At 62.1% G+C, this 20,160-nt stretch carries 19 protein-coding genes; 10 read left to right on the forward strand and 9 right to left on the reverse strand.

Annotated features, from left to right (window positions below; all coding sequences use genetic code 11):
• Positions 1–114: 114 nt before the first annotated feature.
• The 4 genes from BLU76_RS25785 (at position 115) to BLU76_RS25800 (ending at position 4,071) form a co-directional block, all read left to right on the forward strand.
• Positions 115–1,410: an NCS2 family permease gene (locus BLU76_RS25785; protein ID WP_092224964.1), complete on the forward strand. Its 1,296-nt coding sequence runs from the start codon at positions 115–117 to the stop codon at positions 1,408–1,410.
• Entirely contained in the window at positions 1,407–2,486 is a 1,080-nt protein-coding gene (gene trmA / locus BLU76_RS25790) for a tRNA (uridine(54)-C5)-methyltransferase TrmA (RefSeq protein WP_092149906.1), read from the forward strand. The genes BLU76_RS25785 and trmA overlap by 4 nt, the downstream gene beginning before the upstream one ends.
• A 287-nt stretch (positions 2,487–2,773) precedes the next feature.
• Positions 2,774–3,214 (forward strand): type II 3-dehydroquinate dehydratase, encoded by a 441-nt coding sequence (gene aroQ, locus BLU76_RS25795; protein ID WP_003205806.1) that lies wholly within the window; start codon positions 2,774–2,776, stop codon positions 3,212–3,214.
• Between the two features lie 5 nt (positions 3,215–3,219).
• Positions 3,220–4,071: a shikimate dehydrogenase gene (locus tag BLU76_RS25800; RefSeq protein ID WP_371856981.1), complete on the forward strand. Its 852-nt coding sequence runs from the start codon at positions 3,220–3,222 to the stop codon at positions 4,069–4,071.
• A gap of 117 nt (positions 4,072–4,188) precedes the next feature.
• Here the strand turns inward: BLU76_RS25800 and BLU76_RS25805 are convergent, their stop codons facing one another.
• Together BLU76_RS25805 and quiC are read right to left on the reverse strand one after the other, a co-directional pair.
• Complete coding sequence (locus tag BLU76_RS25805; protein WP_063324270.1) at positions 4,189–4,866, reverse strand: TetR/AcrR family transcriptional regulator; 678 nt, start codon at positions 4,864–4,866, stop codon at positions 4,189–4,191.
• A 103-nt stretch (positions 4,867–4,969) separates the two neighbouring features.
• Complete coding sequence (gene quiC, locus BLU76_RS25810; RefSeq protein WP_063324269.1) at positions 4,970–6,871, reverse strand: 3-dehydroshikimate dehydratase QuiC; 1,902 nt, start codon at positions 6,869–6,871, stop codon at positions 4,970–4,972.
• Between the two features lie 271 nt (positions 6,872–7,142).
• On the opposite strand from quiC, the gene BLU76_RS25815 reads away from it, so the two are divergent.
• Positions 7,143–8,480 (forward strand): MFS transporter, encoded by a 1,338-nt coding sequence (locus BLU76_RS25815; protein ID WP_092149915.1) that lies wholly within the window; start codon positions 7,143–7,145, stop codon positions 8,478–8,480.
• A gap of 168 nt (positions 8,481–8,648) precedes the next feature.
• Here the strand turns inward: BLU76_RS25815 and BLU76_RS25820 are convergent, their stop codons facing one another.
• Both BLU76_RS25820 and BLU76_RS25825 read right to left on the reverse strand, forming a co-directional pair.
• Complete coding sequence (locus tag BLU76_RS25820) at positions 8,649–9,527, reverse strand: DMT family transporter (RefSeq protein WP_092224967.1); 879 nt, start codon at positions 9,525–9,527, stop codon at positions 8,649–8,651.
• 62 nt (positions 9,528–9,589) lie between these two features.
• Positions 9,590–10,366 (reverse strand): IclR family transcriptional regulator, encoded by a 777-nt coding sequence (locus tag BLU76_RS25825; RefSeq protein ID WP_092149921.1) that lies wholly within the window; start codon positions 10,364–10,366, stop codon positions 9,590–9,592.
• A 211-nt stretch (positions 10,367–10,577) separates the two neighbouring features.
• Between BLU76_RS25825 and BLU76_RS25830 the strand changes: the two genes are divergently transcribed.
• Entirely contained in the window at positions 10,578–11,462 is an 885-nt protein-coding gene (locus tag BLU76_RS25830; RefSeq protein ID WP_003205817.1) for a KPN_02809 family neutral zinc metallopeptidase, read from the forward strand.
• Positions 11,463–12,410 (forward strand): alpha/beta hydrolase, encoded by a 948-nt coding sequence (locus BLU76_RS25835; RefSeq protein WP_092224969.1) that lies wholly within the window; start codon positions 11,463–11,465, stop codon positions 12,408–12,410.
• Positions 12,411–12,480: 70 nt separating this feature from the next.
• On the opposite strand, the gene BLU76_RS25840 is transcribed toward BLU76_RS25835, so the two are convergent.
• The 3 genes from BLU76_RS25840 to BLU76_RS25850 all read right to left on the reverse strand — a co-directional run bounded on the left by BLU76_RS25840 (position 12,481) and on the right by BLU76_RS25850 (position 14,614).
• Positions 12,481–13,074 (reverse strand): HAD family hydrolase, encoded by a 594-nt coding sequence (locus BLU76_RS25840; protein WP_092149927.1) that lies wholly within the window; start codon positions 13,072–13,074, stop codon positions 12,481–12,483.
• Positions 13,071–13,940 carry an acyl-CoA thioesterase II gene (gene tesB, locus BLU76_RS25845; RefSeq protein WP_003205823.1) on the reverse strand — a complete coding sequence of 290 codons (870 nt, stop codon included), beginning with the start codon at positions 13,938–13,940 and terminating at the stop codon, positions 13,071–13,073. The genes BLU76_RS25840 and tesB overlap by 4 nt, the downstream gene beginning before the upstream one ends.
• A 104-nt stretch (positions 13,941–14,044) precedes the next feature.
• Positions 14,045–14,614, reverse strand: a complete 570-nt coding sequence (locus tag BLU76_RS25850) for a GNAT family N-acetyltransferase (RefSeq protein WP_092224971.1) — start codon at positions 14,612–14,614, stop codon at positions 14,045–14,047.
• 73 nt (positions 14,615–14,687) lie between these two features.
• Here BLU76_RS25850 and BLU76_RS25855 point away from each other — a divergent pair, with 73 nt between their 5' ends.
• Together BLU76_RS25855 and BLU76_RS25860 are read left to right on the forward strand one after the other, a co-directional pair.
• Positions 14,688–15,608, forward strand: a complete 921-nt coding sequence (locus BLU76_RS25855; RefSeq protein ID WP_092149930.1) for a histone deacetylase family protein — start codon at positions 14,688–14,690, stop codon at positions 15,606–15,608.
• A 179-nt stretch (positions 15,609–15,787) separates the two neighbouring features.
• Entirely contained in the window at positions 15,788–17,023 is a 1,236-nt protein-coding gene (locus tag BLU76_RS25860) for a TIGR03862 family flavoprotein (protein ID WP_092224973.1), read from the forward strand.
• A gap of 121 nt (positions 17,024–17,144) precedes the next feature.
• Here BLU76_RS25860 and BLU76_RS25870 read toward each other — a convergent pair whose 3' ends face one another.
• Positions 17,145–18,482, reverse strand: coding sequence for an RNA helicase RhlE1 (locus BLU76_RS25870; protein WP_092224977.1), 1,338 nt, complete (start codon positions 18,480–18,482; stop codon positions 17,145–17,147).
• A gap of 58 nt (positions 18,483–18,540) precedes the next feature.
• The gene (yedA, locus tag BLU76_RS25875) at positions 18,541–19,443 is read right to left on the reverse strand and encodes a drug/metabolite exporter YedA (protein ID WP_092224979.1); all 903 of its coding nucleotides are present in this window, start codon (positions 19,441–19,443) and stop codon (positions 18,541–18,543) included.
• Positions 19,444–19,604: 161 nt separating this feature from the next.
• Here yedA and BLU76_RS25880 point away from each other — a divergent pair, with 161 nt between their 5' ends.
• Positions 19,605–20,057 (forward strand): Lrp/AsnC family transcriptional regulator, encoded by a 453-nt coding sequence (locus BLU76_RS25880; RefSeq protein WP_025215612.1) that lies wholly within the window; start codon positions 19,605–19,607, stop codon positions 20,055–20,057.
• The last annotated feature ends 103 nt before the right edge of the window (positions 20,058–20,160 follow it).

A 20,160-nucleotide genomic window follows, 5' to 3' on the forward strand; every position in this document is an offset into this window, starting at 1 on the left:
TATGATGCGCGGCTTTTTCCGACCCGCAGAAAATTCCCGGGCGCCCCTGGCGACCTGTGCTTTGCTGTTGAGGTCGATACATTCACGGCGCCGGGCGCGCCACGGGGAGCAGACATGCTGGAAAGGCTGTTTCAACTCAAGGCACATAACACCAACGTGCGGACCGAGATCCTGGCGGGCGTCACGACCTTCCTGGCCATGGCCTACATTCTGTTCGTCAACCCGAGCATCCTCGGTGAAACCGGCATGGACAAAGGCGCGGTGTTCGTCGCCACCTGCCTGGCAGCGGCCATTGGCTCCACGGTCATGGGCCTGATCGCCAACTACCCGATCGCCCTCGCACCGGGCATGGGCCTGAATGCCTTCTTCACCTACACCGTGGTCCTGCACATGGGTCACACCTGGCAAGTGGCGCTGGGCGCAGTGTTCATCTCCGCCGTACTGTTCTTCATATTGTCGATCTTTCGTATCCGCGAATGGATCATCAATAGCATCCCGCTGCCGCTGCGCTCGGCCATTGCCGCTGGCATCGGCCTGTTCCTGGCGCTAATCGCCCTGAACAACGCCGGCATCGTGGTGAAAAACCCGGCGACCATGGTCGGCCTCGGCGACTTGAAGCAACCGGCGCCGATCCTCGCGACCCTCGGCTTCGTCCTGATCGTCGGCCTCGAAGCGCTGAAAGTGCGTGGAGCGGTGCTGATCGGCATCCTGGCGGTCACCATCGTGTCGATCCTGATGGGATTCACGCCGTTCGGCGGCGTGATCTCCATGCCACCGTCCCTGGCCCCGACCTTCCTGCAATTGGACATCAAGGGCGCCCTGGACATCGGCTTGGTGAGCGTGATCTTCGCCTTCCTGTTCGTCGACCTGTTCGACAACTCCGGCACGTTGATCGGCGTCGCCAAGCGCGCCGGGCTGATGGGCAAGGACGGGCACATGCCGAAGATGGGCCGTGCGTTGATTGCCGACAGCACCGCCGCCATGGCCGGTTCGCTGCTGGGCACGTCCACCACCACCAGCTACATCGAATCGGCAGCGGGTGTCAGCGCGGGTGGGCGCACCGGCCTGACCGCCGTCATCGTGGCGATCCTGTTCCTGCTGGCGCTGTTCTTCTCGCCACTGGCCGCCAGCGTCCCGGCCTTCGCCACCGCGCCGGCCTTGCTGTTCGTCGCCGTGCTGATGACTTCGGGCCTGGCGGAAATCGATTGGGACGACATCACCGTGGCCGCGCCAGTGGTGGTGACCGCCCTGGCGATGCCGTTCACCTATTCCATCGCCAACGGCATCGCCTTCGGTTTCATCGCTTGGACCGCCATCAAACTGGTGTCCGGCCGTGGCCGTGAGTTGAACCCGGCGCTGGTCATCCTGTCGATCCTGTTCGTGATCAAGTTGGGTTGGTTCAACGCATGACTTTTGATTCCCACGCCTACACCGCTCAGCTCCAGGACAAGGTCACCCGCTTGCGTGACCTGTTGGCACCGTTCGATGCACCAGAACCTGCGGTGTTCGATTCGCCGCTGGAGCACTTCCGCCTGCGCGCCGAATTCCGCCTGTGGCGCGAGGCCGGCGAGCGGCATTACGCGATGTTCTCGCAGGACGACAAGCGCACGCCGATCCTCATCGAGCAATTCCCCATCGCCAGCCTGCGCATCAACCAATTGATGCCGCAACTCAAGGCCGCCTGGCAAGCCAGCGCGCCCCTGAGCCACAAGCTGTTCCAGGTGGAGTTCCTGACCACCCTGGCCGGCGATGCGATGATCACCCTGTGTTATCACCGCCCGCTGGACGAGCATTGGCACACCGCCGCCTCGAAGCTGGCGAGCGACCTGGGCGTGAGTATCATTGGCCGCTCCAAGGGCAAGCGCGAAGTGATCGGCCATGACTACGTGGTGGAGAAACTCGAAGTGGGCGGTCGTACCTTCAGCTATCGCCAGCCCGAAGGCGCCTTCACCCAGCCCAATGGCACGGTGAACCAGAAGATGCTCAACTGGGCCTACGAGGCGCTGGGCGATCGCAGCGACGATCTGCTGGAGTTGTATTGCGGCAACGGCAACTTCACCCTGCCCTTGGCCACCCGTGTGCGCAAAGTGCTGGCCACCGAGATCAGCAAGACCTCGGTGAACGCCGCGCTGAGCAACCTCAGCGAAAACGCGGTGGATAACGTCACGCTGGTGCGCCTGTCCGCCGAAGAGCTGACCGAAGCCCTGAACGAAGTCCGGCCGTTCCGTCGTTTGCATGGCATCGACCTCAAAAGCTACGAATTCGGCAGCGTCTTCGTCGACCCGCCCCGCGCAGGCATGGACCCGGACACCTGCGAGCTGACCCGCCGTTTTGACAACATCCTGTACATTTCCTGCAATCCCGAAACCCTCGCGGCCAACATCGCGCAACTGCACGACACCCACCGCATTACGCGTTGCGCGTTGTTCGATCAATTTCCCTGGACCCATCATATGGAATCCGGGGTGTTGCTGACTCGGCGGTAAGCCCTCCTTTTGGGGTGAAGGATTACCCTGTGGCGAGGGAGCTTGCTCCCGCTGGGCTGCGCAGCAGCCCCAAGCTTTTTGCGGTTGCTGCGCAACCGAGCGGGAGCAAGCTCCCTCGCCACAGTTTCCCTCTCCAAATTACCGACCTGTGAGGTCCATGTTCGATCATCGAACACTTAATGGCCAATGACGTCGGCTTTATTTGACCAAATTAACCATCTAGTACAATTTATCTCCAACGGCTGAAACCTGGCCGACACCAACAATAAAAATGTGGAGAAATTGCGATGCCTCCGATCGTTCTGGTGCTCAACGGCCCGAACCTGAACCTGCTCGGCACCCGCGAGCCGGCGACTTATGGCCATGAAACCCTGGCTGACATCTCGGCACTGTGCGGCCGCGCCGCTGAAGAGTTCGGCCTGGCGGTGGAATTTCGCCAGACCAACCAGGAAGGCGAGCTGCTGGACTGGATTCACGGCGCCCGTGGCCGGTGTGCCGGTATCGTCATCAACCCGGCGGCCTGGACCCACACCTCCGTGGCGATCCGCGATGCCCTGGTGGCCAGCGAAGTACCGGTCATCGAAGTCCACCTGTCCAACGTCCACGCCCGTGAAACCTTCCGTCATCACTCCTTCGTCTCATCCGTCGCCATTGGCGTGATGTGCGGGTTTGGCAGCCATGGTTATCGCCTGGCCCTTGAACATTTCAGTCAGCGGTTGAAGGGTTGATGAGCATGTCGAATATCACTGTGCTGGCCGGCCTGATCGGCGCGGGCATCCAGGCCTCTCGCACGCCGGCACTCCATGAGCATGAGGGTGATGCCCAAGGCATGCGTTACCTCTATCGGCTGATCGACCTCGATGCGCTGAAACTCGACAGCGGCGCCTTGGCCGATTTGCTCAAGGCCGCCGAGCGCATGAGTTTTACCGGCCTGAACATCACCTTTCCCTGCAAGCAGGCGATCATCCCGCTGCTCGATGAGCTGTCGCCCGAGGCCCGGGGCATTGGCGCGGTGAATACCGTGGTGCTCAAGGATGGCAAGCGCATCGGTCACAACACCGACTGCCTGGGGTTCGCCGAGGGTTTTCGCCGCGGCCTGGGTGATGTTGCGCGTCGGCGCGTGGTACAGATGGGCGCCGGAGGCGCTGGCGCGGCGGTTGCCCACGCGCTTTTGGCAGAAGGCGTACAGACGCTGAGCATTTTTGACGTCGAGGTCAGTCGTGCCGAGGCCTTGGCCAACAACCTGAACCAACACTTCGGCGTTGGTCGTGCCCGGGCCGGGCATGACCTGTCCGCCGCCATGGCCGAGGCCGATGGCCTGGTGAACACCACGCCCATGGGCATGGCGAAACTACCGGGCATGCCGGTGCCGGTCGAACTGTTGCACGGCCAATTGTGGGTGGCGGAAATCGTTTACTTTCCCTTGGAAACCGAACTGCTGCGCAACGCCCGCGCCCTTGGCTGCCGCACGCTGGATGGCGGCAACATGGCGGTGTTCCAGGCGGTGAAGGCGTTTGAATTGTTCAGCGGCGTCGCGCCAGATGCACAGCGGATGCTGGAACACTTCCAGAGCATGAATCACTAAAGCCCGGGGATTATCCCTGTGGGAGCGGGCTTGCTCGAGAATGCGGTTTGTCCGTCACACATTTGTCGACTGACACACCGCATTCGCGAGCAAGCCCGCTCCCACATTCGGTTCGGCTCAGGGCTGTAGGTAGCGCAACACCGACTCACAAACCATCTGCCGATGCCGCTGCTTGATCGCTTCGTCCGACAAATCGATCTGAAAAATCTCACCGAATGTCTGGCGGTTGGACACCCGGTAAAAGCAGAAGGAACTGATCAGCAAGTGCACATCCAGCGGTTGCAGATCGGGACGGAACACACCCTCTTCGGCACCGCGACGCAGGATCACGCCCAGGGAATCGAGGATGGTGTTGGTCATCGCCTTGATCGCGCCGGACTGTTTCACGTACTCGGCGTTGTGGATGTTCTCGATGCAGACGATGCGCACGAAATCCACATTGCGATCGTGGTGGTCGAAGGTGAACTCCACCAGGCGCCGGATCGCATCGACCGGGGCCAGTTCCGCCAGGTGCAGGCGGCTCTCGGTGGTGCGGATATCACCGTAGAGTTTTTCCAGCACCTCGACGTACAACTGCTCCTTGCTGCCGAAGTAGTAGTAGATCATGCGCTTTGAGGTGTGGATGCGCTCGGCGATGGCGTCGACCCGGGCACCGGCTAGGCCTTGCTGGACGAACTCGACGATGGCTTCCTGAAGAATGTTCTCCCGGGTCTTCTCCGGGTTGTTCTTGCGACTCTTGCGCGGCGCGACGACGGGTTCGTCGAGGGCTGCGGAAAGCTCTGGATTCATAGTCATTGCGGGGCTCACGGCCATCACTGCACAGGCTGGCGATTATGGGCCGCACCGTGCACTGAAGGAAGCCACGACACGGCCCATTACCGCCACGTTTACGATTTCCCTACAACTTGGCGTGTCGCAAACCACCGCTGCGAGACTTGGCCATGGCCGCCAGGCGCACCGCGACATTGGCGGCGCCATAACCGACGTAGCCGTTCTTGCGCTGGATGATCTCGAAGAAAAACCGCCCTTCGAACGGCTCGGTGTAAACGTGGAACAGCTCGCCACCCTGGGCGTCACGGTCGTACAACACGTTGAAGTAGGCCAGCTCGCTGAGGAACTCATCGTCGAAATCGAAACGCGCCGCCAGGTCGTCGTAATAATTGAGCGGAATGTCCAGCAACGGTACGCCCGCCTCTTTGGCACGACTGACCTGAGCGAAGATGTCGTCGCAGTCGAAGGCGATGTGATGCACGCCGGAGCCGCGATAACTCGACAGCGCGTGTGAGATCGCGGTGTTGCGGTTCTCGGAAATGTTCAGCGGCAAGCGGATCGTACTGCAGCGGCTGCGCAGCGCACGGCTTTTTACCAAGCCATAAGGGTCGGGCAGGACGACTTCGTCGTCGGCCTCGAAATCCAGCAGGCTCTTGTAGAACAGTACCCAACTGTCGAGGCTGTCGGCCGGCAGCGCCATCGCCATGTGGTCGATGCGCTTGAGCCCGGCCCCAATGACCGCGCCCGGCTGCAGATTGAAATCAGTGCCGTAGACATCCGCCTGCTGGTCCACCAGATAGATCAGGCTGCCATCCGGTGCGCGCACCGCCGCCAGCTCCAGTTCATTGGGGCCTACCAACCCACGATAGGGCTGGCCTTTGTAGGCCACGGCCCGCTCCAGGGCGCTGGCGCTGTCTTTGACCCGCACGGCGGTGGCGCACAACGACGGCCCATGGGCTTCGAAAAAGCTGTGGGCAAAGGAATACGGTTCGCTGTTGAGAATCAGGTTGATATCGCCCTGGCGCAACAGGCTGACATTCTTGGAACGATGCTGGCCGGCCTTGACGAACCCCAGCCGCTCCAGCCAATGGGACAGCTTGGCGCCGAGGCTATCGTCCACGGCAAACTCAAGGAATTCGATGCCGTCGTATTCGCTGGCCGGCGGCGTGGCGAACAGGATGTCGGTATTGCGCATGGAGGGCGCTTCTGCAGCCAGGCGCTGGCGGGTCTTCTCCTCCAGGTACAGCAGCGAGCGCAGACCATCGGCGGCATTGGCCCGTGGCGGCGCGGCGCGGAAACCGTCGTTGAAGATTTCCAGCGACAGCGGTCCGGTGTAGCCACTCTTGATGATCGGCGCCAGGAAACCCGGCAAGTCGAACTCGCCCTGGCCCGGGAAACAACGGAAATGCCGGCTCCATTCCAGGACGTCCATGGCCAGGATCGGCGCGTCGGCCATTTGCACGAAGAAAATCTTGTCGCCGGGAATCTCGGCGATCGCGCTCGGATCGCCCTTGAGGGACAAGGTGTGGAAGCTGTCGAGCAACACCCCGAGGCTTGGGTGATCGGCCTGACGCACGATGTTCCAGACCTGTTGATAAGTATTCACGTGCCGCCCCCAGGCCAGCGCTTCATAACCGATACGCAAGCCGCGTGCGCCAGCGCGTTCGGCCAGCAGGCGCAGGTCATCGATGAGAATCCGTTCATCGCCGACGCTATCGGCCGAGGCATTGCTGCACACCAGCACCAGGTCGGTGCCCAGTTCCTGCATCAGGTCGAACTTGCGTTCGGCCCGCTCCAGGTTGCGCGACAGGCGATCGCGGCGGCAGCCCTCGAAGTCACGAAACGGTTGGAACAAGGTGATGGCGATGCCCAGGTCGGCGCACATCTGCCTGATTTCCCGAGGGCTGCCATCGTAATAGAGAAGGTCGTTCTCGAAGATTTCCACCCCGTCAAAACCGGCGGCGGCAATGGCTTCGAGTTTTTCCGGCAGGGTACCGCTCAACGACACGGTGGCAATGGAACGCTGCATGACTTCGGCTCCCGGGACAGGCATCGGCTACAAAAGGTGCGCCGCTTTTTAAAGAGTCAGCCGATTATTGAGCTGCCGGTTTCTTTCAGCAATTCAATATGTACCATCCGGTTAGTTTTTTGGGCGATTATCGAACAAAATGCCGATCGCCGAATTGACGATTTTTTGCTCACTGCGCACCATCGCTCCCCACATCGACGCAAGCCCTGATCGCCGACGTCGATGGACAGACCCAGACCGACCATAAGAATTTCAAAAACGGGTACACGCTATGATTCCTTCCCAAAGTTCCCGCCTGGCCACTGGCCTGAGTGCCTCCACCGGCGGCGTCGGAGACAAGATCCGCGGCGCCATGACCGTGGGCAAGACCCGTTGGGGCATGCTCGCCCTGGTGTTTTTCGCCACCACCCTGAACTACATCGACCGCGCCGCCCTGGGCGTCATGCAGCCGATCCTGGCCAAGGAGATGAGCTGGACGGCGATGGATTACGCCAACATCAACTTCTGGTTCCAGGTCGGTTATGCCGTCGGTTTCGTGTTGCAGGGGCGGCTGATCGACCGGATCGGCGTCAAGCGCGTGTTCTTTTGCGCCGTGCTGCTCTGGAGCCTGGCGACCGGCGCCCACGGCCTGGCCACCTCGGCGGTGGGCTTCATGGTCTGCCGCTTCATCCTCGGCCTCACCGAAGCCGCCAACTACCCGGCCTGCGTGAAGACCACACGACTGTGGTTCCCGGCGGGCGAACGGGCCGTAGCCACCGGTATCTTCAACGCCGGGACCAATGTCGGCGCGATGTTCACCCCGATGCTGTTGCCGCTGGTCCTGCACGTGTGGGGCTGGCAGGCCGCGTTCCTGTGCATGGCAGCGCTCGGCGGGATCTGGCTGGTGTTCTGGGGCCTGAAATACTTCAACCCCGAAGACCATCCCACCGTCAAACAATCGGAGCTGGACTACATCCAGGCCCAGGACGAACCGGACCAGGTCCGCGTACCGTTCTCACGCATCCTGCGCATGCGCGGCACCTGGGCGTTCGCCCTGGCCTACTCGATCACCGCGCCGGTGTTCTGGTTCTATCTCTATTGGTTGCCGCCGTTCCTGAACCAGCAGTACAACCTGGGCATCAACGTGACCCAGATGGGCATCCCGTTGATCATCATCTACCTCACCGCCGACTTCGGCAGCGTGGGCGGCGGGATCCTGTCTTCGTTCCTGATCGGTCGCGGCCTCGATCCGATCAAGGCGCGACTGGTGTCCATGCTGCTGTTCGCCTGCTGCATCATCGGCGTGATCATGGCCGCCGGCGCAAGCAACCTGTGGATGGCAGTGTTCGCCATTTCCCTGGCCATCGGCGCGCACCAGGCCTGGACCGCCAACATCTGGAGCCTGGTGATGGACTACACGCCCAAGCACATGATGAGTACGGTGTTCGGCTTCGGCGGCATGTGCGCGGCCATCGGCGGGATGTTCATGACCCAGCTAGTGGGTCACATCCTCACCGTGACCAACAATAACTACACCGTGCTGTTCACCCTGATCCCGGCGATGTACTTCATTGCCCTGACTTGGCTGTACTTCATGGCGCCGCGCAAGGTGCCTACCCTGGAAAACTGATACGGCTGGAGAAGACCTGTGGCGAGGGAGCTTGCTCCCGCTCGATTGCGCAGCAATCGCCTGAAAGCGGGGGCTGCTTCGCAGCCCAGCGGGAGCAAGCTCCCTCGCCACAGTGGACTGTGCTAGCCACAGGGGACTGGGCTGGCCACAAAGGGTTCTGTGGGGCGGTCACTTGCGCCGCTGTTGCCACGCCGCCGCCAACCCACTCAAGCAGATCAGGGCGATGCCCACCACGGTGGTCAGCGTCGGCGTATGGCTGAAAAACAACCAGCCCAGCAGCCCGGCAAACACGATCTGGCAGTACCCGAACGGCGCGAGCAGCGCCGGGGCGGCAAAGCGGAAGGCCTGGGTCAGCATCAGGTGCGCCGTCATCCCGCAGGCGCCCAGCGCCAGCATCATCGCTCCGTGCAACAGGCTCGGCACTTGCCAGAAGAACGGCACCAACGCGCTCATCACCAAGGTGTTGCACAGGCCGGCGAAGAAGTTGCTGGTGGTCGGGCTGTCGATCTCGCTGAGCTTTCGCGTGAGCAGTTGGTAGAAACAGAAGAACAGCGCCGAACAGAACGGCAATATCACCGCCGGGGTGAACAGATCCCCGCCCGGATGGACGATGATCAATACCCCGATAAAGCCGAAGATCACTGCGATCCATTGCCCGCGTGTCACGTGTTCGCCCAGCAATGGCACCGACAACGCGGTGACCAGCACAGGCGCGAGAAAGTTGACCGCCGTCGCCTCGGCCAGCGGGATATACAACAGCGCCGTGGTGAAGAACAGACTGGTGCCCAGCAGGCACAGCGCCCGGCCCAGTTGCCACAAAGGCCGCTTGGTCCGCAGCACCCGCAACCCCGAGCGCGGCAGGAAAATACCCGCCATCAACAATGTGTGCACCACGTAACGTGCCCAGACCACCATGATGATCGGGTAGAAACCCGAGAGATATTTCGACAAGGCGTCATGACTGGAGAACAGAAACGTCGCCACCAGAATAAGCAGGATGCCCTTGAAAGCCTGATTGACACCGGAAAGCGGAGTGCTGACGGTCATGTAGGAATCCTGCGTTGCGTGATGTGGGGTGCAAGGCTTGCCTGTGGCGGACGAGACCGCATTCAGCTGAACAATTCCGAGGCCTGGCTGGCTTGCGATAACTCCTCGGCAAACGCCAGCAAGGTCGGTGCCAGCTCATGCAACCGCGCCCGCGTCATCCGTGCGCTGGGGCCGGCAACACTCAACACGCCGATGACCCGGCCGTCCAATGGATGACGGACCACAGCGGCAATGGCCGACGTGCCGATCGCCGAGCTTTCCTCGACACAGGCATAGCCGTGTTCGCGGGCCTGGTGCAGGTACTGGAGCAGTCCAGCCGGGCTGCGTGGCGCGTTTGGCCCGGCGTCCTCCGGCACTTGCACGGCCTGGCGCGCCACCAGCGCCAACGCCTCGGCGTCACTCATGCAAGCCAGCCAGGCATGGCCCGACGCGGTATAGGACAACGGCGTCTCACGTCCCATGTCCGGGTCGTAGCGCAAGCCGGAACGGGCCCCCTGAGATTTGGCGATCCAGGTCTGGCACTCCCCTTCGATGACACCCAGGCGCACCAGTTCACCCGTTTCCTGTGCCAGGCGATCGAGCACTGGCTGGACGATGTCGGCACCGCTTCGCGACAGATAACGAAAGCCCATGGCGACCAGGCGGGTCGACAAGTGATAACGCAGGTTTTCGGGATTCTGGCGCACATAGCCCAGGCGCATCAGTTCGGCGAGCAAACGGTGGGTGGCACTCTTGGGAATCTGCAACTGTTCGGCCAAGCCTAACAGCGGCCAGCCGCGAGGGTCGCTGGCGAGGCTTTCCAGCACATTGAAAACCCGTTCGATTTGACTGCCGGCCATGGGCGATCCAAAGGTAAGTTCGTCGATTCTAGAATATGCAAAGTGTAATGCAAATTCTGGAACCGGTGCGCCATTCATTCATGCCCTGATGAACCAAACCCCGCGCCGGTTGCCTGAAAGCTCAGGCATCACGCGCATCCTGACGCCTCAAAAGCTAGACTCACCGCAACGGCAGTACAGTGACACCCCGGTCAATCAGAGGAACGCCCACATGTTATGGAAAAAAGGTCGCCGCAGTGACAACGTGGTGGACGCTCGCGGTGACGGTGGGGGCGGTGGCGGGATGCGTTTCGGCGGCGGCAAGGGCTTGAGCCTGACGGCCGTCCTCCTGATCGTCGGCATCGGCTGGATCACCGGCCAGGACCCAATGCAGATTCTCGGGCAACTGGCCGGGCAGATGGATCAATCCGCACCCACCTCTTCACAGACCCGCCAGGCACCGCCGGCCAACGATGAACAGGCCGAGTTCGTGCGCTCGATCCTCGGCGATACCGAAGACACCTGGGGCCAGGTGTTCCAGCAGGCCGGACGCCAGTACCAACAACCGAAACTGGTGTTGTTCAGCGGTCGAGTCAACTCGGCCTGCGGCCTGGCCTCGTCGGCGACCGGTCCGTTCTATTGCCCGGCAGACCGCCAGGTCTACCTGGACATGAGTTTCTTCAAGGAAATGTCCCAACGCTTCGCCGCCGCCGGGGACTTCGCCCAGGCCTACGTCATTGCCCACGAAGTCGGACACCATGTGCAGACGCTGCTCGGCGTGTCGGCGAAAATCCAGGAAGCGCGCCAGCAAGGCCGGCAGATGGAGGGCGATGGTGGCTTGTTGGTACGCCAGGAATTGCAGGCCGATTGCCTGGCTGGTGTATGGGCCAACCATGCGCAAAAACGCCTGAACTGGCTTGAGCCGGGAGACATCGAGGAAGCCTTGAACGCCGCCAATGCCATCGGCGATGACCGCTTGCAGCAACAAGGCCAGGGCCGCGTGGTGCCGGACTCCTTCACCCACGGCACGTCGGCGCAGCGAGTGCGCTGGTTCAAGACCGGGTTCGCCCAGGGCCAGGTCAGCCAGTGCGACACGTTCGCGGCGAAAACCCTGTAGATGAAGTGGGGGACGTTGGTCGGGCTGGTGCTGTGCTGCTCCGTTGCCCAGGCCGAGGAACACGGCGTCAACGTGGTCGCCCAAGGGCGACTGCTGTTCAACGGTGGCGCCATGGCCGTCGGCGTAAGCCCACCGCCAGCGTCCATCCAGCGCGTTTTGATCATCCTCCACGGTCGGCTGCGCAATGCCGACACCTACCTGCACAGCGCCGAAAAGGCCGCCGGGCAGGCCGGGCAACTGGGTACCACCCTGATCATCGCCCCGCAGTTTCTCAACGAACAGGACGTGGCGCGCCATCAACTGCCCAATGACCTCCTGCGCTGGCAAGGCAACGACTGGATGGCCGGTGGCTTATCCACAGGGCCCCATCCAATCAGTTCCTTCCAGGTACTCGACGACATCGTTGCGCGAGTCAGTGACCGACAGCAGTTTCCCGAAGTGAAAGAGATCGTCATCGCCGGCCATTCCGGCGGCGCCCAGGTCGTGCAGCGCTATGCCCTGCTCGCCCACGGCCAATACCGGGTCAGCCCACGTTTTGTCATTGCCAACCCGTCGTCCTATGCCTACTTCGATGCGCAACGGCCCATGGCTTTCGACCCTGCCGGTTGCCCTGGCTTCAATCATTGGAAGTACGGCCTGCAGAACTTGCCAGCCTACGCGGCGGGGCAAACACCCGCGCAACTGGAAGATAACTACGTCAAGCGCGACATCGTCTATTTGCTCGGACAACAAGACACCGACCCGGAACATCCAGCGCTGGATAAAGGCTGCGAAGCACAAACCCAGGGGCCGTATCGGTTACTGCGCGGGCATTTCTTTTTTGACTACCTGACCCGGCGTCATCCCGAGGGGTTGAACCAGCGGCTGATCGAAGTGCCGGGGGTTGGGCATAACGGGGATGGGATGTTGACTTCGCCTGAGGGGCTGAAGGTGTTGTTTGGGCAGTAAGTTTTGTCGCGAATGACTGGGACTTATCACGAGCAAGCTCGTGATAGCGATCGTTCAGTCAACCCAGCGCTCAAGCCAACAGCATCCGCCGCAACTCCCCACAATCGCGCGCATGCCAATCCGTCAGCTCCGGCCACGGGTTATCCGGCAAGTTCACCAACACCGTCCGCGCCCCCGCCGCACGCCCGCAGTCCAGGTCAAAGCGGTAATCGCCCACCATCACCATCGCCTCGGGCGCCACGCTCCAGGCCTCGGCCAACTTCAACAGGCCACCGGGGTGGGGCTTGGGCGGTGCTTCGTCGCGGCCCAGCACATCCTCCACGGCGAAACAGTCCGCCAGGCCGATGGCTTCGAGGGTGACGTGGGCCAGCTCGCGGGCGTTACGGGTGAGGATGCCCAGGCGATAACCGCGCCCAGCCAGCTCCCGCACCAGCTCAACCGCCCCCGGCGCTGGCCTGGAGCCCAGCGCCAGGTCCCGTTCATGCTCCAGCAGCCAAGCATGCTTGGCTGCTGCCTCATCCGCCGGTAACGCGGCCAGGTGGGTCAGGATGTCGTCTTCGGCCGGAATCGCCAGGGCCACGCGAATCGCCGCGAAGTCATGCACGGCGATCGTCAGCGTGCCGTCCATGTCGAACACCCAGTGACGAATCTCGGCCAGGCTCATGCCCAGTCCTTGCGATGGCGAATCAGGCCTTCCTGGGTGACCGAGGCCACCAGTTGTCCGGCGCGGTTGAACACGCTGCCACGGGAGAACCCGCGGGAGTTGCCGGCCCACGGGCTGTCCATGGCGTAGAGCAACCAGTCATCGGCGCGCAGGTCGGCATGGAACCACAAGGCGTGATCGAGGCTGGCGACCTGCATATCTTTGTGCCACACCGATTTGCCGTGGGGCAGCAGCGAAGTGGTCAACAGGCCGAAGTCCGACGCGTAGGCCAGCAGGTATTTGTGCAAGGCCGGCGAATCCGCCAGGGCGCCATCGGCACGGAACCACACGTACTTCACCGGGTCGGCCGGTTGCGGGTTGTAAGGGTCCTTTTCGGTGACAGGGCGAACCTCGATCGGCTTGGGGCACAGCAGTTTTTCGCGCATGTGCTCAGGCAGCAAGTGCGCACGTTGCTGGGTCAGTTCCAGCTCGGACGGCAGGTTCTCCGGCCCGACGACTTGCGGCATGCTGCTCTGGTGCTCGAAGCCCTCTTCGTCGTACTGGAACGAGGCACTGCAAGTGAAAATCGGGTTGCCCTTCTGAATCGCCGTCACCCGGCGCGTGCTGAAACTGCCACCGTCACGCACCCGGTCCACCTGGTAGACCACCGGCAACGCCGCGTCGCCCGGACGCAGGAAATAACCGTGCATCGAATGCACATGGCGCGCCTCTTCCACGGTCTGGCTGGCCGCCGACAACGACTGGCCCAGGACCTGGCCGCCGAACAACTGGCGAAACCCCAGGTCCTGGCTACGCCCGCGAAACAGGTTCTCTTCGATCGGTTCCAGGGTCAGCAGGTCGACCAGATCTTCCAACACGTGGCTCATTCAGACTTTCCTCACACAGCGCAAAAACCGCGCAGTCTATGCTGCGGCGGCGGATCGATAGTGGCCCGGGCCATTTTGGCGGGCATTGTAAACGTCCGTGTCGGCTAACCGTGCAGGGTCTGTAGCCACTGCTCACGATTGATGCGATAGAGCACATGGTGACGCAATGGATGACCAACCGCGAGTGTCGGGTGTTCGAAATCGTCAGCCGGATCATGCTGCATGCCGATGGCCTGCATGACCTTTTGCGACGGCAAGTTATCCACGGCGGTGAACGCCACCACTTCGTCCAGCCTCAACTGGTCGAAGGCACAACGCAGGGCGGTCCACGCCGCCTCGCTGGCATACCCCAGGCCCCAGTGCTCCCGGGCCAGGCGCCAGCCAATTTCGATGGCCGGTGTGAAAGGCGCATCGAACCCGACCACACCCAGCCCGGTGAAGCCAATGAAAGCGCCAGTGTCCTTGCGCTCCAGGGCCCACAAACCAAAACCATGCTCGGCGAAATGCCCTCGCACGCGGCCAATCAGGGCGGCGCTTTCCAGGCGGCTCAGGCGCGCCGGGAAATACCGCATCACCTGCGGGTCGGCGCACATGGCGGCAAATTCCGGCAAATCATCATCGCGCCACTGCCGCAACAGCAGCCGTGCGCTTTCCAGTTCCAGTATCGGCTCCATTTTCACTCCCCTTCCATGCCCCAGAGTCTACATCGCTGGTAGGATCCGTCACTCAATCACCGCTGAAAACACCATGCCACTGCCGCTGATCTATCACGAAGACTACAGCCCCGAGTTCCCGCCGGACCATCGCTTCCCCATGGACAAGTTTCGCCTGTTGCGCGATCACCTGGTGGACAGCGGCCTGACCCGCGATGCGGATCTGCTGCGCCCGTCGCTATGTCCCCCGGACATCCTCGCCCTGGCCCACGACCGCGCTTATATCGAACGCTACATGGGCGGCGAGTTGTCTCGTGAAGACCAACGGCGACTCGGCCTGCCCTGGAGCGAAGCCCTGGCCCGCCGAACGGTTCGCGCCGTGGGCGGCTCACTCCTGGCGGCCGAGCAGGCCCTTGAGCACGGGCTGGCCTGTCATTTGGCCGGCGGCACCCATCACGCCCATTACGACCACCCGGCAGGGTTCTGCATCTTCAACGACCTGGCGGTGATCAGCCGGTATTTGCTGGCCAGCGGCCGAGTTTCGCGGGTGCTTATTTTCGACTGCGACGTGCACCAGGGCGACGGTACCGCCCGAATACTCCATGACACCCCGGACGCCGTGACAGTATCCCTGCACTGCGAAAAGAATTTTCCTGCACGCAAGGCCCAAAGCGATTGGGACATTCCCCTGCCGATGGGCATGGAAGATGGCGCTTATCTGAAGGTGGTGGACGATGCGCTCAACTACCTGCTGCCGCTCTACCAGCCCGACCTGGTGCTGTATGACGCCGGTGTCGATGTGCACAAGGACGACGCCCTCGGTTATCTGAAGCTGACCGATGCAGGCCTCGCCGCCCGGGACGAAAGCGTCATGCGCCATTGCCTGGGGCGCGACATCCCGGTGGTCGGCGTGATCGGCGGCGGCTACAGCAAGGACCGCCAGGCCCTGGCCCGCCGCCACGGGATCCTGCACCACAGCGCACAAAAGGTCTGGGCGTCATCAGGTTGTCATTGAAGTCTGGGCGCGTTACCCACAATGCCTGTGGAGCGGCCTGTGGATAACCTGAGTGAAATGGCCTACAGGCTATGTCGCTTATAGCGTGCGAACGCTTGGCTATTTTTTGATCACCACCGCTCCCACAGGAGTTTGTGCTGATAGAATGCGCCGCTTATTCCACAGCCCCACAATTTGCCATGACCCAAGCCGCCAAGCCCTCCACCCCAAACGTCACCATCATCGGCGGCGGCCCCGCCGGCCTGATGGCGGCCGAGGTGTTGAGCCAGGCCGGGATCCAGGTCGACCTATACGACGGGATGCCATCTGTAGGCAGGAAGTTTCTGCTGGCCGGTGTCGGCGGTATGAACATCACCCACTCGGAAGCTTTTCCGGCCTTTCTGTCCCGTTACGCCGAACGCGCGCCGAACCTCGCCCCCTTGCTGCGGGCCTTCGGCGCGGATGAGTTGTGCACATGGATTCACGGGCTGGGCATCGACACCTTCGTCGGCAGCTCCGGACGGGTATTTCCTACCGACATGAAAGCAGCCCCGCTGCTGCGCGCCTGGCTCAAGCGCCTGCGCGATGCCGGCGTGACGATTCACACCCGCCATCGCTGGCTTGGCTGGCACCCCGACGGCAGCCTGAGGATCGCAGCGCCGGAGGGCGAAAAAACCCTGCAACCTGACGCGACGTTGCTGGCGCTGGGCGGCGGCAGTTGGTCACGGCTGGGCTCCGATGGCGCCTGGATGTTGCCATTGGAACAGCGCGGTGTAGTCCTTGCGCCTTTGCAACCGAGCAATTGCGGATTCGAAGTGCAGGCCTGGAGCGATCTGATGATCAGCAAATTCGCTGGCGCCCCGCTGAAAAACATCGCCATCGGCCTGAACGACGATATACCGCGCCTCGGCGAATGCGTGATCACCGCCACCGGCATCGAAGGCAGCCTGATCTACGCCCTGTCGGCAGCGATTCGCGAAGCCATCAACCAACACGGCAGCGCGACCATTCATCTGGATCTGCTGCCAGGCCGACCTGTGGATAAAATCCAGCAAGCCCTGAGCAAGCCTCGCGGCTCGCGCTCGATGGCCAAGCACTTGCACAGCCAGTTGGGGATCGACGGGGTCAAGGCTGCGCTGTTGCGTGAACTCACGCCAGCTGATTGCTTTGCTGAGCCGGCGCGGCTGGCCCAGGCGATCAAGGCCTTGCCATTGTCCCTGGTGAAAACCCGCCCGTTGGATGAAGCCATCAGCAGCGCCGGTGGCGTGACCTTCGAAGCCCTGGACGAACGCCTGATGCTCAAGCAGATACCCGGCGTTTTCTGCGCCGGGGAAATGCTCGACTGGGAAGCGCCCACCGGCGGCTACCTGCTCACGGCGTGCTTTGCCAGTGGCCGGGCGGCGGGGTTGGGGATGCTGGAATTCTTGAGGCAGTGATCGTTCCCATGCTCCGCGTGGGAATGCAGCCCGGGACGCTCCGCGTCCCAAAGCCGAACGCGGAGCGTCCGTAGAGGCGTTTCCACGCAGAGCGTGGGAACGATCATCGGTCAGTGAACTATCAGGGTTTCTTTTTACGCGGCCCGGTATTGAACACCGGCACTTTTCGCACCGGCTTGGCCGAAGGCTCCACCGGCGCCGAATCGCCGCTGTCCACCCATTTACCCAGGTTGCGCTTGCCGCCGCCACCGGAGGTTTTCGGTTTCTTCGGCTTTTTCGGTTTCTTGATCACCTGGCCGCTGGCATCGGTGTCGGGCACACGGTGCTCAGGCTCGAAGTCTTGTTCCATCTGGCGAGGCAACGTCTGACGGGTCAACATCTCGATGGCTGACAGCAAATTCACTTCATCGGCGCAGACCAGGGAGATTGCCTGCCCTGTAGCGCCCGCCCGGCCGGTACGGCCGATACGGTGGATGTAGTCCTCGGCCACGATCGGCAGGTCGAAGTTCACCACCAACGGCAAATCTTCGATATCCAAGCCACGGGCAGCGACGTCGGTCGCCACCAGGATCTGCACTTCGCTGGCCTTGAAGCGGTCCAGTGCGCGCTGGCGGGTGGCCTGGGGTTTGTCACCGTGGATGCCGTCGGCGTTGACGCCCAGGCCCTGGAGTTTTTCCACCAGCGCATCGACGCCGTTGCGGGTCTTGGCAAAAACCAGCATCTGCTTCCACTTGTTCTTGCGCATCAAGTGCACGAACAATTCCGGCTTGCGCTTCTTGTCCACCGTCACCACCCATTGCTTGACGGTGTTGGCGGCGACGTTGCGCGGGCTCACTTCAATGCTCAGCGGATCGTTGAGCATCTGCCCGGCCAGCAGGCGGATCGCGTCGGAGAAGGTCGCCGAGAACAGTAGGGTCTGGCGCTTCTTCGGCAGGGCCTTGTAGATATTCGCCAGTTCTTCGGAGAAGCCCAGATCGAGCATGCGGTCGGCTTCGTCCAGCACCAGGGTCTGCAACTGGTTGAACTTCAGCGCATTCTGGCGGAACAGGTCGAGCAGGCGCCCTGGCGTGGCGACCAGCAGGTCGACGCCTTTGCGCAACTTCATCATCTGCGGGTTGATGCTGACACCGCCGTACACGGCGTAGGTGCTCAGCGGCAGGTTTTGCGCGTACTGACGCACGCTTTCATGGACCTGCTCGGCCAGCTCACGGGTCGGCACCAGGATCAGCGCTCGCACCGAGTTGGCCGCGACCTTCGGTCCTTCGGTGGTCAGCAACTGCAGCAGCGGCACGGCGAAACCGGCGGTCTTGCCGGTGCCTGTCTGGGCCGCGGCCATCAAGTCGCGACCGGCCAGCACCGCCGGCATGGCTTGGGCCTGCACTGGGGTCGGGGTCTGGTAACCGAGCGTCTCGAGGGCGCGCAGCAAGGGTTCGATCAGGCCAAGAGTGGCGAAAGTCATGGAAGTACCGTAGGAAAAATCAGCGCATGGTGTGCAATGCGCGGCAGTTTACCCTAAATCAGGAGGCGGCCGGCGCAGGCTTGGGTTTGCGCCACTGCGGCAAACCGATCAACACCACGGCGCTGATGATCACCAACATTGCCACACTTTCTTCAGCGCCAATGGTTTCACCCGCGAACACGATCCCCAGCAACACCGCCACGGCTGGGTTGACGTAGGCATAACTGGTGGCCGCCGCCGGGCGCACATGCTTGAGCAGGTACATGTAGGCATTGAAGGCAACGATCGAGCCGAAGCAGGTCAGGTAAGCCAAGGCAAACCAACCTTCCAGCGGCGGCATACTGTCCAGGTGCTCGCCGCTGGCCACACTGCCGATCAACAGCACCACACCGCCTACCAGCATTTCCACGGCACTGGCCATCGCCCCTGCCGGCAACGGCAAGTGTTTGCTCAGCACCGAACCGAAGGCCCAGGAGGCCGCCGCGAATACCAGCAAGGTCGCACCCAACGGGCTGGACTGCAGATTGGAGCCCAGGTTGAGCATCGCGATGCCAATCAACCCCAGTACAATGCCCGCCCATTCCAGACGCGTGTTACGCGCGCCCCAGAAATATCCGCAGAGCAAGGTAAACAAAGGCACCGTCGCCACGGCCAACGCCGCCACCCCGGACGCCACGCCCGTGTGCTCGGCCACACTGACCGCGCCGTTACCGAAACTGAGCAACAGCACGCCGATGATAGCCCCGGCCTTCCATTGCGCCCAGGTCGGCGCCGGTGCCCCGCGCCAGCGCAGGAAGCCGTACATCAGCGAACCGGCCAGCACAAAACGAATCCCGGCCAGCAACAGCGGCGGCCAATGCTCCACACCGATGCGAATCACCAGGTAGGTCGAACCCCAGATGACGTACAAGGCAAAAAAGGCAGCAATCAATGGCAAGGGAAAACGGCGTGGGCCAGGCATGTTCAGCTCGAAGTCAGGACAATGAGAGTCGCTATTCTAGAAAGGCGACAGACGGAAAATAAGTTACAAAACCTGTTTATCCCACCCATACACTTTTCAAAACATGGAGATTGGCGCTATAAACCGCGCTTTCGAAAGTCACGTCACTTGGAAGCCAATACATGGATAAATACGACCGCATGCTGCTCGCCGCCCTGCTGGAAAACGGTCGTGCGTCCTACGCCGAACTGGCCCGTAAAGTGAACCTGTCAGCCCCGGCCGTGGCCGAGCGGGTCAGCAAACTGGAAGCCAGCGGCGTCATCACCGGTTATCAAGCCAAAGTCGACATGGCGAAGATCGGCCTGCCGGTGCAGTGCGTGATCGAATTGCGGATGAACCAGCACGGCAACCAGAAGACCTACGACGAACTGTGCAAGATCCCGCAACTGACCGAGTGCCATCGGGTGACAGGCGACCCGTGCGTGATCATGCAAGCGGCGGTGGGCTCGATGCCGGAACTGGAAGAACTGATCAACCGCATCGCCAAGTTCGGCTTCAGCAAGACTTCGATCGTGCTGTCCAGCGCCATTGAAAAGCGTGTGCCGTTGGGGCAGTTGGAAGGCAATGGGAAATAACCGTCAACCTTGACCAGATCATTCCCACGCTCTGCGCGGGAATGCAGCCCAGGACGCTCCGCGTCCCATCAAGAGCCGAACGCAGAGCGTCCGTTGAGGCATT

Source organism: Pseudomonas sp. NFACC08-1, from assembly GCF_900106735.1.
Classification (GTDB): domain Bacteria; phylum Pseudomonadota; class Gammaproteobacteria; order Pseudomonadales; family Pseudomonadaceae; genus Aquipseudomonas; species Aquipseudomonas fluorescens_Q.